The sequence below is a fragment of the Pleurocapsa minor HA4230-MV1 genome (genome assembly GCA_019359095.1).
In the GTDB taxonomy this organism is placed as follows: Bacteria; Cyanobacteriota; Cyanobacteriia; order Cyanobacteriales; family Xenococcaceae; genus Waterburya; species Waterburya minor.
Genome location: JAHHHZ010000022.1, coordinates 44,046 through 58,908 on the forward strand (window position 1 = coordinate 44,046; position 14,863 = coordinate 58,908).

Genomic DNA, 14,863 nt, shown 5'->3' on the forward strand with positions numbered 1-14,863 from the left:
AGATAACACTGATGATAATTAATCCTACTTTTTTAATTCAAGATCCTGCCATAATTCAAGGTTTAATTAATGGTACTTTAACGCGATACGGTGGTGTCATCAGGGAAGCAGCAACGGGTCAAATTGTTCGTCATTTAGTAGAATCTCCAGGACTTACAGGCAATTTAATGACTGTTGTTGCTAATCCCATTTTAGGAAGTGCCAATTTAGCTACTAATGCAATCGGTCATGGTATTAGTATTAATAAACTTAACCAAATTCAACGAGTACTGCCCTCAATTTTACAAATGTCTCAAATAGCAGCAGGGGCTAGCGTACTAAATATTGGCATTAGTGCGGTAGGATTTGCTTATATGGGTTATAAACTACACAAAATCCAAAGTTCTTTGGGTCAAATTCAGCAGTCAATGGAAGCTGGATTTAAAAATATTGACCAACGTTTGGATGCTTTATCTGGACAATTAGCATATTTACATTTACTGGTACAAGAAAATCGACAAGGACAAGTTCAACTTGCAGATGCTATAAGCCAACTCCATCGCACGATACTATTTAAGGAAATCGCCGAATTACGTGCTGAATTGATTGAGAAAAGTCGTTTCCCCGATACTTCTGTTAAGTCAGCCTTAAAAGTTGCTTCTAAAGTACGCATGATAATGTCCGACCAAGTATGGCAAATCGTCCCCGAATTAGAACCTCAAAAGATGTTATTAGCTGATGTTGCTACTCAAGGGTGGGCAGTAGCTACAGCAACAGAAGCACATTTATTACTAGAAGTGGGGATGTTTGAGGAAGCACAAGAATTACTAAGTTTAGAAGTTCCAAAATTCAAACAAAATGCCGAACAATGGGCAAATAATTTATTAAGTACAGAACGTCTCGAACTAAATACAGCCTATCGATTTACAGCCCCAGTATTTAAGCAGCATATTAGTCAAGAAAGAGTAAATAGAATCGTCAATGTTTCTTCAAGTGATCGTAAATTACCTTTAGACAAAAAACAAGAAAAGCAAGATGATATCGCCGTTGAATTTCAAATGTCTTATGCTTCTCAATTTGACGGCAGTTGGATTTATCAACAAGTAGCAGTAGCTGAATATCTTGATACTTTTAGTGAATTATCTGCTAGGTTAGAAACCTTACAAGATTTTACGACTCTGTGCCAAAAAAATAGAGTTAAAAGTAGTCTTGAGCTATTACCTAAGGCACAAAACGATAATAGTTGGTACATACTACCAAGTTAAAAATATTTTCGGTATAAACTAAAGTACCTTTTAAAAGCCCCGTTGCCGAGTCGAAATTCCGTGACTCGGCTAAAAGCACGTTGGCTTCCTTTCTCCCGTCTATCTCAGTGAGTGGCGAGTAGTAATATTTAAAATTTTAAGTTTATTGCTCACTGTGACGCGAGCTTGCGAGCTAATCCTTTAGGACTCACTGGTAATTGCTTTTTTCCTAGCAGAGATAGATTTGGCTTCGATAAAAATATTTTGAATCTCCAAGTGCTGAATTCTAATGGAACTTTCTAAACGTTCAACGGCGATTTCTAATTCGTCGGTTTCGAGATCATCGACAAAGTTAATTTCTAGGTTGAGTAAAATCTCTTGAGGGCCAAAATGGAGGGTGAGAACCTTAATTACATTTTCTACTGCGGGGTCATCATTGATAATCTTTTTAATACTAGCTATAGTTTCGGCGGTGGCTCCTTCCCCAATTAATAAACCTTTACTTTCTATCGCCAGTAAAGATGCTACTCTGCACAAAATTACGCCAATGACAATTGAGGCTACTCCATCCAAATAAATATTACCTAACAAATGCCCACTCAATACCCCTACAAAGGCGACAAACAGACCAATTAAGGCTGCGGTATCTTCAAACAAGATGGCAAATACTGTCGGATCTTTACTAGCACGAATTGCTTGCCAAAAGTTATCTTCACGTTTACTGGCCAAAAATTCCTGTAGCGCCACATTCCAAGAATAACCTTCAAAAATCACAGCTAACCCCAACACCCCGTAATTCCAGCGCGGATCCGTTAAAGGCTGAGGATGTCTAATATGTCCAATTCCTTCATAGATCGACATTCCGCCACCAATGGCGAAGATAAACAGAGCCACAATTAAAGTCCAGAAATAAAGCTCTTGACCATAGCCAAAAGGATGGCTGTCATCTGCTGGTTGTTTACTCAAGCTCCTAATAACAGTAGCAATTGATTTCCCGTATCAACTACAGAATGAATTCCTTCGGAGAGCATAGCCGAACTTCCAGTAATTGAAGCGGCAATAAATTTAATTATGGCGATCGCAAAATTGGCAGCCATCGCTGCATAGATGGTCTTTTTAGCTGAACCAGACATTATTACTCTAAAAGTATTGTTTAAAATTATGAGGTAGAAAAACTGCAATCAGATTAAGCTTTACTAGTACGTAAGTGTAAAGTGACAATATGTAATATATTTAAAGCAGATGAACTACGTAAATTGTTATGTATCGTAAGATTATATAGCTCGGTAGGTTTGATAAACTTGACGTTGAAGTTCAATGGCTCTTATTTTATGTAGTCATAAAACCAAAAAAATTAAGAAAGTTGCCTTTGGTATTTTTCTTGATTAAAACAACATTAAAATTCATTTTCAGGAGACTAATCAATTATGGTTCAACGAGGTTCTCAGGTCAGAATTCTTCGTCCAGAATCCTATTGGTATAACGAAGTTGGCTCAGTTGCATCGGTAGACCCAAGCGGTATTCGCTACCCTGTAGTCGTGCGCTTTAACAAAGTTAATTATGCGGGCGTAAACACAAATAATTATGCAGAAGCAGAATTAAAAGAAGTAAGCCCACCTGCCAAAAAAGCAGCTAAAGCCCCAGCTAAAGATAAATAGCTCAAACAAGGTTAGTTTTAGTTTTAAATTAGCTAGCTTTTCATGATCCCTCGGTAGCCAAGTTTTACTGGGGGTTTTTAGTCAATGAGCAATGAACAATGCAACAGTAAGCAATCAGTTGTAGGGTGGGCATCGTCAATCAAAATAACAAAGACTGGCTACTTTAGATAATGCCCACCAGTTTTGTCAATAATCAGTAAGATTATTGTTGATGACATAAAAAAGGAACAGAAATGAGTTCTCCCCTCGCTTCGCCAACTTTGACCTGTAGACCTTCTCCGCCAGCTTTCGTGCGGATATAGCCTAAGCCAAAAGAGCCAGTGGGAGTGTCAGTATAGCTAGTTAAGATGCCAATTTTACTATCTTCTAGAGTAATTGGTGTTTGGGGTTCAACAGGCTGGTTTAATTTAATGCCCCACAACTTCTGTTTGACTCCCTTATAAGTATTTAAACGGGCAATAGTTTCCTGTCCAATATAGCAGCCCTTTTCAAAAGATATAGTCTGCCAAAGTCCTGCCTCCAGTGGATTATAGTCTTCTGTTAATTCTCGATCTGGAGTTGGTCTACCCTGTTGGATCCGCAGATTTTCCCACAGGCGATCGCCAAAAGGAACAGCTCCTTCGGCATTGAGTTTCGACCAAACTGCTCCAGCAGCATTGCGATCCATGATTAGAGTATATCCAGGAGTTACTAAACCACTTCCTTGGGCAACTCTTAGCGCAACACCAGCAATATTCACAAGCTGGTTATCTGCTACATCCGTTAGGGAAATAGTCTCAGAAGTTAAGTTTGATAATAAAGTTTGGCTTTGTTGACCTAGAAGGCTAAATATAGCTGTATTTTCTGAAATGTCAGTTAATTCAACTCGATCAAAGGGAAAAATAAAGCGATCGAGCCAAGCCAGAAGCTGCTGACGACGATGGGGGGAAACTAAGACTAAAACAGCATCTTCGGTAACATATGCCGTAGCCAAATCTAAAGTTCTGGCAGTAGAAGTTACAAATACCGTATCACAACCTTGTCCTGGCTTGAGTTTTTCAAAGTCATTAGTGCTTTGATTGTGGAGATAGCGCAGTCGATCTGACCCAGTAATTTGCAGTAAACCCCAATGAGAGCGATCGCTAATTGCCACACCACGATCTATTGCAGCTAAAGCTTGGTCATCATGACCAAAACCCAGAACAACCCCCTGGTTATCAAAAATTGCGCCCGCTGATGCTTGTATTTGTTTTAATTCCATTACGCTCATGATTGATTTCGCTCTCATTGTGATGAGACTATTTACTATTTATTATCTTGCGATAATTACCAATAATTTTGCTGATGACCGTAAAATCTGACTAGTCTGACAAGATTTGCTTATTGATTCCCTTCACAATCTGACTGAGTAGGATTAATTAGATTAAAAAAGTTACAATTATTTAACAAAGGCTATTTAGTTTTTAGCTCAATGGGTCTAAGTAGACGCGGACAATTCTTTAATATCTCAAAGAGATCGAAAGTCTGTAATAAAAACTGGTCTAAATTTATTTTTAATTGGCTAAAAGCTAAAAGCTAAAAGCTAAAAGCTAAAAGCTAAAAGCTAAAAGCTAAAAGCTAAAAGCTAAAAGCTAAAAGCTAAAAGCTAAAAGCTAAAAGCTAAAAGCTAACCGCTGCGCGGTCTTAATCACCGTAGCTAATTTTCAATTACTCTAACCTCTAACTAAATTTTTGTAGTGGATACCTCTCAAACCAATTCCGTCACTTTCGACTCTATAGATTCAGCTTTGGCTGAGATCAAAGCAGGGCGTTCAATAGTTGTCGTCGACGATGAAAACCGAGAAAACGAGGGAGATTTGATCTGTGCGGCTCAGTTTGCCACCCCCAGTATGATTAATTTTATGGCAGTGGAGGCAAGGGGGTTAATTTGTTTAGCGATGACAGGCGATCGCCTTGACGATCTCGATCTGCCCTTAATGGTTAGCAAGAATACCGATAGTAATCAAACTGCTTTTACCGTGAGCATTGATGCATCCCCCAAGTTGGGTGTCACCACGGGAATCTCCGCCGACGATCGCGCCCGCACTATTCAAGTGGCAATTAATCCCGCTAGTATTCCTGAAGATTTGGTTCGCCCTGGACATATTTTTCCGCTGCGCGCTAGGAATGGTGGAGTGTTGAAACGAGCGGGACATACGGAAGCAGGAGTCGATTTAGCTCGATTAGCAGGGCTATATCCTGCGGGGGTGATTTGTGAAATTCAAAACCCTAATGGTTCAATGGCACGTCTACCTCAGTTGGTTGAGTATGCCAAAGAACATGACCTTAAATTAATTAGCATTGCCGATCTTATTAGCTACCGCCTCAAGCACGATCGCTTTGTCTATCGAGAAACTGTATGTCAGTTTCCCAGTCAATTTGGTGACTTTAAAATTTATGCCTATCGTAATGCTTTAGATAATACAGAGCATCTGGCGATCGTTAAGGGAGATCCTAGCGAGCTAGCTACTAAACCAGCAATGGTTAGGATGCATTCAGAGTGCCTCACAGGAGACGCTTTAGGTTCAATGCGCTGTGACTGTCGAATGCAGCTACAGGCAGCTTTAAAGATGATTGAAGCTCATGGTTTGGGAGTGGTGGTATATCTGCGTCAAGAGGGTAGAGGGATTGGTCTAGTTAATAAGCTCAAAGCCTATACCTTGCAGGATATGGGTTTAGACACCGTAGAAGCCAACGAACGCTTAGGATTCCCTGCCGATCTGCGGGATTATGGGATGGGCGCGCAAATTTTAAATGACTTAAGCATCAAACAGATCCGCCTGATTACCAATAATCCGCGCAAAATTGCTGGTTTGAAAGGCTATGGGTTAGAAATAGTCGATCGCCTCCCTCTGTTAATTGAAGCCACTGATTACAATTCTCAATATTTGGCAACTAAAGCCAAAAAACTAGGTCACTTATTACTCCAAACATATTTAGCTACCGTCGCGGTTTCTTGGTCAGAGGGAACAATCTCCCCTGAAGCTCAGTATGAAAAGCTCGATAAAATTCGCTATCTAGCTAAGGAACAGGATTTCTTAGTCCAGGAAGAAGCTAGACCCATTGCGATCGCTTTATTTAGTGATGCTAATTTGATCTTTCATTTGGGTTTCGATCAGCCAAATTTAGCTGACGCTAGTTGGTATCAAGACTGTAATCATCCTTATCTAGCAGGGGTGTTAAAAATACTCGACCAGCTAACTACCTGGCAAGATATTAGCCGTTTAGAGTTTTTAATCGCTCCTGGAGACGATCCTATGTCTAGTTTACAAATCAAGTTAGATCGTCAGCATCACCATTTAACTCAAAAGCCGTCTCAGTTGTGCAAGGCGATCGAAAATCAAATGATTTATAGTTTTAGCCACGAGCATAAGTGATTTGGCAGTTAATATTTCTGATTGAATCAACATCAGCTATAAATTATTTACTGACGTTACGCAGGGAAGAATTAGTAATTACAATTATGTAGGGAGACAGGGAGATCTTACAAGGGTAGGTTTTTTACAATCAGGAAATCTACAACTGACAATCTGTTTCCAATCTTTGAGATGTTGATTTGATTTTATCTCTCAAGCATTTTATTTAGTTTCTTATTTTACTTTTATCTCTTTTTTGAGCCTTTACTCACACCTTGGTAAAAAACCTACCCTTGTGAGGAATCATCAAGTCCCCCATTACTCCTCTACCAGTAAAGCTTTGAACTTGCTTGTTACCCCGTTAGGCGATCGCTCAAAGAAAAACCATCTCAATCAAGAGTTTTTTCGGCTATTAGCTATTAGACAAATATGTCACCAGAATGAGATAATTTCTAGCATACTGTTTATTAAGAAAGCCTTAAGACAAAAGATTTTTTAATATCGGCAATATTGAGGGTGAGCAAAACACAATTTTATCAATGACGAAAACAGCGTGGGTCTTCCCTGGGCAAGGTTCTCAGGCAATAGGAATGGGAGTGGAGCTACAGGATCTTCCTGTTGCCAAAGCAAAATTTGAACTAGCAGAAAAGATATTAGGTTGGTCTGTTTTAGATATTTGCCAGGGAGACGAAACAACTTTAGCCTGTACTCTTTATACTCAGCCTTGTTTATATGTTGTTGAATCTATTTTAGTCGATCTTTTGCAGGAAAAAGTTGAGCTACCACAGTTAGTTGCAGGTCATAGTTTAGGCGAATATGTGGCTTTATATGCAGCAGGAGTCTTCGATTTTGAATCTGGATTAAGGCTAGTTAAGAAAAGAGCTGAATTAATGGATAGTGCCGATGGCGGTAAGATGGCAGCATTAATGAAGTTCGATCGCGCTCAATTAACTACAGCTTTAAACAATACTCCTGACGTAGTTCTGGCTAATGATAATAGCGAAGCTCAAGTAGTTATCTCTGGTACTCCTGAAGGGGTAGAAAATGTCTTGAGTCAAGTCAAAGCCAAAAGAGCGATCGCTTTGAATGTATCTGGTGCTTTTCACTCTCCTTTGATGCAGGATGCGGCTGAACAATTCATGACAGTCTTAGAATCGGTCGAATTTAAGCCAGCAAAAATTCCCGTGCTTTCTAATGTTGAACCTAGTCCGACAACCGATAGCCAAGTATTAAAAACCAGGCTAACTCAACAAATGACTAGTTCTGTTCGTTGGCGCGAAACTATGCTCCAATTCTCCCAAGCTGGGGTAACTGAAATTAGCGAAATTGGGCCAGGAAAAGTCTTGTGTGGCTTAATTAAAAGGACTTGCCCAGAAATTGTCTTAGAAGCGATCGCGACAGCAGAACAGTTAGAGGCCAAAACACCTGCTTTAGTTTCTTAAACAAGACCCTGTATTCTATTGTTTAGGGATTTGGGGATTTGCCCTAAAGGACTCCTAAAGGATACCGCTTCGCATATAGCTTCGCGTCGGGGATTTAGGGATTTGGAGCAATAATTATATTATCTTCCTATTTCCTATTTTCTTTCGATCGCGTCTGCTACCCGACAGACATCATACATTTGCTGCACATCGTGAACTCGTAGAATATCTGCACCTCTGGCGATCGCTCCATAACAAGCAGCAGCCGTCCCCCAGATTCTCTCTTTGGGGTCGTTTTGATGCAGAATCGGCCGCAGAAAACTTTTGCGTGATACCCCCACCAACATGGGTAAAGAAAAGGCTTTTAATTCATTTAAACGCTGGAGCAATTCAAGACTTTGTTCGGCTTGCTTGGCAAAGCCAATCCCAGGATCGATGATGATTTTAGAGCGAGAAATACCAGAGGCGATCGCTTTATTCACCTGAGTAGTCAAAAATTCGGCTACTTCTGAGACTACATCTTGATAGTCAGTCAAAGACTGCATCGTTTGCGGATTACCTCGAATATGCATCAAAATAATTGGCACATTTAACTGAGCTACGGTGGTAAACATTTGAGCGTCAAAAGTCCCGCCAGAAATATCGTTGACAATATCTGCACCAGAAGAGATCGCTTGCTGTGCCACTTGAGCTTTGGTTGTATCGATCGAGATCGGAATTGAACTAATTTGCCGTAGCTGCTCAATTACAGGAATAACTCGTCGTAACTCTTGTTCTATTGACACTGATTCGGCATGAGGACGAGTCGATTCTCCACCAATATCAATAATGTCTACGCCGTGAGCAATCATGTCTCTGGCTTGATTTAAGGCAGTTTCAACACTGTCGAATTGACCACCATCACTAAAACTATCGGGAGTTACGTTGAGAATTCCCATCAAGTAAGTTTTTTCTCCCCAGTTAAAAGTGCGATCGCGAATTTTCCAAGCCATATTTAAGAAATAGGAAGTAGGAAATAGGAAATAGGAAATAAGAAAGATAATGGGTAATTAAACTAGATCTAAAACCTTAGTCGGATACCAAAAGAAAGATATTTATCGACAATAACCAATAAAGTATTGATTATTTTACTGTAACCAACATCCTCAGTTGCAATCAATATTTAGTATTTTATATTTAATCATCATAATGAAAGAAATAGCCGTAGCCAGAATCAGCGATCTGCAAAATGGGCAAATGCAGCAGATTGAAGTAGAAAACTCGCAAATATTATTATCTAAAATCAACGATCAATATTATGCTACTAGCGCATTCTGTACCCACTATGGCGCACCTTTAGCTAAGGGAGTATTATCTGGCGAAAGAATAGTTTGTCCTTGGCATAATGCTTGTTTTAATGCGATCGCAGGACAGCAGTTAGAACCTCCTGGCTTAGATTCTTTGACTCATTTTGCGGTGAGAGTTGAGGGAGAGCAAGTATTGGTCAAACTACCTGACGAAATACCCCAGAAACGTACTCTGTCAATGGCAAGACATGAACCAAGTGTAGATTCTCGTACTTTTGCCGTTTTAGGTGCAGGAGCAGCAGGTATGGCAGCGGTAGAGATGCTGCGTCAACAGGGTTTTCAAGGCAAAGTGGTTTTAATCAGTGCTGAATCAAAGTTACCCTATGACCGTACTAAGTTAAGTAAAAACTATCTTCAAGGCAATGCTAAGGCAGATAGCTTACCTGTACGAGACTGCCAATTTTATGATGACCACAACATTGAATTACGTTTTGGTCAAGCGGTAACTGAAGTTGATGCTTTAAATAAAAAAATTACTTTTGCCGATCATTCTGAACTCGAATTTGATTCACTACTATTGGCAACTGGTGGTTTGGCGCGAAAACTAGATATTCCTGGCTCTGATTTGGCTAATATTTTTACTATCCGTCAGCCTGAAGATGTTGATTCGATCTTGGCTGTAGTAAAAAATGCTCAACAAGCGGTGGTAATTGGCTCTAGCTTTATCGGTATGGAAGCAGCAGCTAGTCTGACTCAGCAAGGATTAGATGTTATGGTAATTTCTCCCAGCAAAGTTCCTTTCCAGAAAATTTTAGGTGAGCAACTCGGCAAAATGTTTCAGCAGGTTCACGAATCTCAGGGAGTTAAGTTTCAGTTTGAAACTAAAGCGATTGAGTTAATTGGCAATGAGCAAGTTGAGTCTGTGGTTCTAGATAATGGAACGCAAGTAGCTGCCGATCTGGTTATTGTCGGTATTGGTGTTGAACCAAATACTAGCTATCTTACAGGAGTCAAACTACACGAAAAAGATCACAGTATTCCTGTTAACAATTATCTGCAAACTGAAATAAACGATATTTATGCTGCGGGGGATATTGCTCGGTTTCCTTATGCGCCGATGAATAAATCGACACGTATTGAACATTGGCGTTTAGCAGCACAGCAAGGCAGAATTGCTGCGGCTAATATGCTTAACAGTAATCAACGGCAAGAGGTGGAGCAAATCGTACCATTCTTTTGGTCAGGTCAATACGATCTTAAACTGCGTTATGTCGGTCATGTAGAGGAGTGGGATGAGATTAAAATAGACGGAGACTTAGAATCAGCATTTCTGGCTTACTACCTTAAAGATGAACAAATTATGGCAGTGGCAGGAATGAATCGCGATCGCGAATTGGCAGCAATTTCCGAATTAATGCGTCTCCAAAAAATGCCCCAGGCAACGGCTATCAAAGATACAGAAATTAATTGGCTCGACATGATTCGATAAAAAAAGTAATAATACTTAATAATTAAGCAATCAAGTAATCAGTAATCATTAATGAATCACTACGACATAATAATCATCGGTGCAGGTGCAGGTGGCGGAACTGTGGCATATTCCCTCGCACCTACAGGTAAACGTATTTTAATTATCGAACGTGGTGGATATCTCCCTAAAGAAGATGATAATTGGAATCCAGAAGCAATTTTTCAGGGTAGAAAATATCAGGTAGAGGAGCAATGGCTAGACCATCAAAACAATAGTTTTAGACCCCAAGCTTTCTATAACGTCGGGGGAAATACCAAAGTCTATGGTGCAGCCTTGCAAAGAATGCGTGAACAAGATTTTGGGGAAGTACAACATCATGGGGGAGTTTCCCCAGCCTGGGAACTGACTTATCAGGACATGGAGTCTTATTACACTCGCGCTGAAAGTATTTTTAAAGTTCACGGAACAAAAGGCGAAGATATTACCGAACCACCAATGTCGGCAGAATATCCTTTTCCTGCGCTACCTCACGAACCACGAATGCAGGAGGTAGCCGATGAATTAGGCAAGTTGGGTCTACATCCTCATCACTTAACCCTAGCAGTCGATCGCAATGTTGATGATCCCGATAATAGTCCCTGTATTCGCTGTAGCACTTGCGATCCCTATCCTTGTAAAATCGATGCTAAATTAGATGCGCAAATTGCCTGTGTCGATCCTGCTACGGCATACGATAATGTAGAAATTATGATCGATACCTTGGTAACTAAGTTAATCACTGACGCTAGTGGTCAGAAGATTACCACAGTTGAGGTTGAGGTAAATGGTAATCAAGAACAATATAGCGCCGATACTTTCATTGTTTCTTGTGGTTCGATTAATTCCGCCGCTTTACTATTGAGATCGAAAAACGAACATCACCCCGATGGCTTAGGTAATTCTTCAGGAATGCTGGGTCGCAACTTGATGTTACATAACCATTCTTCCATAGTAGCGATCGCCGAAAAACCCAATCCAGTCAAATTTCAAAAAACTCTCGGCTTTAACGACTTCTATTTTGGCAGTCCCGATCATGACTATCCCCTCGGACAAATTCAAATGACGGGTAAGTCTAAATGGAATCGTCTGGCACTCTTTGCCCCTGGTTCTATCCCTCAACCTACTTTAGAATATATGGCAGACCACGCTGTAGACTGGTGGCTGACCAGCGAAGATTTACCCGACCCCAATAACCGCGTAACTGTAACTGAGGAAGGCAAAATTAAAGTCGATTTCACCCGCAATAATCTTAAAGCTCATGAAGATTTTGTCGATATGTGGCAAAGCTATCTCCGTAAGGTAGATTTCTTCCTCTTTATGGTGAACACAGTTCCTCTATCGGCGGTGTGGCATCAGGTCGGTACTTGCAAATTTGGTTCAGACCCCAAAACTAGCGTCCTTAACCTCAATTGCCGTACTCATGATCTTGATAATCTCTATGTGGTTGATGGCAGCTTCTTCCCATCTATGGGTGCAGTAAATCCCACCTTGACCATTGTGGCAAATGCTTTACGAGTAGCGGATCATCTCAAAGATAGTCTATAGTAGCCTATCAATTTTGAATTGAGGAATTGAGGTGAAAAAATAGGTAGTAGGTAGTAGGTAGTAGGTAGTCCTAAAGGATAAGCTTCGCAAATAGGTAGTAGGCAAACTAAACGCTCTTAATAACTCGACAAGGATTGCCAACTGCAACAACATTGTGGGGTATATTTTTAGTAACTACGCTACCTGCACCAATAGTAGTATTTGAGCCGATAGAAACCCCAGGACAGACAATTACCCCACCACCAAGCCAAACATTGTCACCAATCGTAACTGGCGCTGCTAGCTCTTTACCAGATAGTCTTAAATTAGGATCGGTAGGGTGATAGGCAGTGTAGATTTGAACTTTGGGTGCAAGTAAAACGTTATTGCCCAAATGTACTTCGTTACAATCAAGAATCGTACAGTCAAAATTAATTAATAAGTTGTCCCCAGCAAAAATATGGCAACCATAATCACAGTAAAACGGCGGTCTAATCGCCAAGTTAGTCCCGATTTTGCCAAATAGCTGAGAAATTATCTGCTGGTGTTGTAAGGGATCGGGAGGAGAAAAGTTAAAGCGATGAAGTAGTTGGCTTGCTCTTAACTGCATCCGAGTCAATTCTTCATCCGTTGCTAAATACAACTCGTTACTTAGCATTTTCTCTCTTTCAGTTTTCTCTGGCATATCCATGTATAAAACTCTTTAGCATTAATTAAATTATGCAATGGCTCAACGAACCCTCGAATTGGAAAATTAAAGACAGAATAATTGAAGTTACCTCAACTCAAAATACAGATTTTTGGCGTAAAACCCACTATGGATTTATTAGAGATACTGGACATTTTTATTATCAACAGTTCACAGGAAATTTTATCGCAGAAGTAAAAGTTAGTGGCAAGTATCAAGATCTCTACGATCAGGCAGGATTAATGGTACGTCTGGATGAAAATAATTGGCTTAAATGCGGCATTGAATTAGTCGAGGGAGTACAGCAGATCAGCGCAGTAGTAACCCGTGACTATTCTGATTGGTCTGTTGTCCCAATGCCACATAATCCTGCTTCAATTTGGCTTAGGGTAACTCGTCGAGATTCAGCCATAGAAATACATTACTCTCTAGACGCTCAGCAATATACGATGCTGAGAATGGCTTATTTGACTTTAGCTGCGACGGTGGATGTAGGAATTATGTGTGCTTCACCAGAGGGAAAAGGTTTTACAACTGTCTTTGAACAATTCAAGATTCAATCTGAGTTTGCAGTTAAAAATGATTAAAAATAGAACATAAATACTAAAATTTGTAGCGATTAAACATCTTTTATCCAAATCCTCATCTTACCTGTCCCCTCAGACCTATATAATCACACAGGAAGCCATAGGCAAGATAAGCACCCATAGTAATCAATGCGGATTTTATTTGTATCAGCAGAAGTAGCGCCGATCGCCAAAGTAGGTGGATTAGGGGATGTCGTCGGTGCATTACCCAAAATCCTCAGAAAGCTAGGTCATGATGTCCGTATTTTTATGCCTTATTACGGTGGTTTATCAAAGAAGCTTGATATTCCCTCCGAGCCGATGTGGAAAGGTGCTGCGATGTTTAATCCCTTTGCGGTATATGAAACCTTACTGCCAGACAGTGATGTCCCGTTATATTTATTTGGTCATCCTGTTTTCGATCCCGATCGCATTTACGGAGGGGAAGATGAACCCTGGCGCTTTACATTTTTTAGCAATGGCGCAGCTGAGTTTTGCTGGAACTATTGGAAACCTGAAATAGTTCATTGTCACGATTGGCATACGGGAATGTTGCCAGTGTGGATGAATCAAGCACCTGATATTGCTACTGTTTATACCATTCATAATTTAGCTTATCAAGGCCCTTGGCGCTGGTATTTAGAGCAAATTACCTGGTGTCCTTGGTATATGCAGGGACATAATGTGATGGCTGCTGCGGTACAGTTTGCCAATCGGGTAACTACTGTTTCTCCGACCTACGCTGAACAGATCAAAACTATAGAATATGGTGAGAAGCTAGAGGGTTTACTATCATTTATTAGCGGTAAAACGAAGGGGATTCTCAACGGCATTGATGTAGATAGTTATAATCCTGCCACCGACAAGGCTTTAACCGAGAATTTTACCCATAATTCTCTAGCTAAAAGAGCCATAAATAAAGCTGCACTTCAAAAAGAATTAGGTTTAAATGTAGACCCAGATGTCTTTTTAATGAGCGTTGTCTCGCGGTTGGTAGATCAAAAAGGGATTAGCTTGCTGTTGCAGATCATCGATCGCTTTATGGCTTACAGCAATTCTCAACTGGTAGTTTTAGGAACTGGCGATCGCGAATTGGAAACTCAGCTATGGCAGCTAGCAGCACGTTTCCCAGGCAGAATGTCGGTACAGCTACTTTATAGCGACACTCTAGCACGCCGAATTTATGGTGGTTGTGATGTCTTTCTGATGCCATCTAAATTTGAACCCTGTGGCATTAGTCAGATGTTAGCCATGCGCTATGGTTGCATTCCGATAGTTAGGCGTACTGGCGGGTTAGTCGATACAGTAAGCCACCACGAACCAATGAATCAAAAAGGCACTGGCTACTGTTTCGATCGCTATGAACCGTTGGATCTATTTACCTGTATGGTGCGTGCCTCCGAAGGTTTTAGCTATAAAGATAAATGGCAAGAACTTCAACAAAGAGCAATGCTGCAAGACTTTAGCTGGGTCAAATCAGCTTTGGAATATATCAAAATGTATAAAGAAATCTTGGGACAGTCTACGGATTTAACAGTAGATGAACAGAAAAAGCTGGAGGCGTTAAGCTCGTAGTTACTATAATACGTCTGATGTGAATTAGGAAAAAGTAA

General features: G+C 40.4%; 11 protein-coding genes and 1 pseudogene. 8 read left to right on the forward strand and 4 right to left on the reverse strand.

Features of this window, described 5'->3' with window-relative positions; genetic code table 11:
- Window positions 1-11: 11 nt before the first annotated feature.
- The gene (locus tag KME09_13985) at window positions 12-1,244 is read left to right on the forward strand and encodes a hypothetical protein (GenBank protein ID MBW4535042.1); all 1,233 of its coding nucleotides are present in this window, start codon (window positions 12-14) and stop codon (window positions 1,242-1,244) included.
- A gap of 180 nt (window positions 1,245-1,424) precedes the next feature.
- Here the strand turns inward: KME09_13985 and KME09_13990 are convergent.
- A pseudogene (locus KME09_13990) lies at window positions 1,425-2,356 on the reverse strand (cation diffusion facilitator family transporter).
- A gap of 294 nt (window positions 2,357-2,650) precedes the next feature.
- Between KME09_13990 and KME09_13995 the strand changes: the two are divergent.
- Window positions 2,651-2,881, forward strand: coding sequence for a photosystem I reaction center subunit IV (locus tag KME09_13995; protein ID MBW4535043.1), 231 nt, complete (start codon window positions 2,651-2,653; stop codon window positions 2,879-2,881).
- Window positions 2,882-3,083: 202 nt separating this feature from the next.
- Here KME09_13995 and KME09_14000 read toward each other — a convergent pair whose 3' ends face one another.
- The gene (locus KME09_14000; protein ID MBW4535044.1) at window positions 3,084-4,121 is read right to left on the reverse strand and encodes a folate-binding protein; all 1,038 of its coding nucleotides are present in this window, start codon (window positions 4,119-4,121) and stop codon (window positions 3,084-3,086) included.
- Window positions 4,122-4,596: 475 nt separating this feature from the next.
- Here KME09_14000 and ribA point away from each other — a divergent pair, with 475 nt between their 5' ends.
- Window positions 4,597-6,276 (forward strand): bifunctional 3,4-dihydroxy-2-butanone-4-phosphate synthase RibB/GTP cyclohydrolase II RibA, encoded by a 1,680-nt coding sequence (ribA, locus tag KME09_14005; protein MBW4535045.1) that lies wholly within the window; start codon window positions 4,597-4,599, stop codon window positions 6,274-6,276.
- Between the two features lie 518 nt (window positions 6,277-6,794).
- Window positions 6,795-7,697: an ACP S-malonyltransferase gene (fabD, locus tag KME09_14010; protein ID MBW4535046.1), complete on the forward strand. Its 903-nt coding sequence runs from the start codon at window positions 6,795-6,797 to the stop codon at window positions 7,695-7,697.
- A 134-nt stretch (window positions 7,698-7,831) separates the two neighbouring features.
- Here fabD and folP read toward each other — a convergent pair whose 3' ends face one another.
- Window positions 7,832-8,668 carry a dihydropteroate synthase gene (folP, locus tag KME09_14015; GenBank protein ID MBW4535047.1) on the reverse strand — a complete coding sequence of 279 codons (837 nt, stop codon included), beginning with the start codon at window positions 8,666-8,668 and terminating at the stop codon, window positions 7,832-7,834.
- A 196-nt stretch (window positions 8,669-8,864) separates the two neighbouring features.
- Here folP and KME09_14020 point away from each other — a divergent pair, with 196 nt between their 5' ends.
- Window positions 8,865-10,451: an FAD-dependent oxidoreductase gene (locus KME09_14020; protein ID MBW4535048.1), complete on the forward strand. Its 1,587-nt coding sequence runs from the start codon at window positions 8,865-8,867 to the stop codon at window positions 10,449-10,451.
- 51 nt (window positions 10,452-10,502) lie between these two features.
- Complete coding sequence (locus KME09_14025) at window positions 10,503-12,017, forward strand: GMC family oxidoreductase (protein MBW4535049.1); 1,515 nt, start codon at window positions 10,503-10,505, stop codon at window positions 12,015-12,017.
- Window positions 12,018-12,123: 106 nt separating this feature from the next.
- On the opposite strand, the gene KME09_14030 is transcribed toward KME09_14025, so the two are convergent.
- Entirely contained in the window at window positions 12,124-12,681 is a 558-nt protein-coding gene (locus tag KME09_14030; GenBank protein MBW4535050.1) for a sugar O-acetyltransferase, read from the reverse strand.
- 35 nt (window positions 12,682-12,716) lie between these two features.
- Here KME09_14030 and KME09_14035 point away from each other — a divergent pair, with 35 nt between their 5' ends.
- Complete coding sequence (locus KME09_14035; GenBank protein ID MBW4535051.1) at window positions 12,717-13,271, forward strand: DUF1349 domain-containing protein; 555 nt, start codon at window positions 12,717-12,719, stop codon at window positions 13,269-13,271.
- A gap of 129 nt (window positions 13,272-13,400) precedes the next feature.
- Window positions 13,401-14,825, forward strand: a complete 1,425-nt coding sequence (gene glgA, locus KME09_14040) for a glycogen synthase GlgA (protein ID MBW4535052.1) — start codon at window positions 13,401-13,403, stop codon at window positions 14,823-14,825.
- Window positions 14,826-14,863 lie beyond the last annotated feature (38 nt).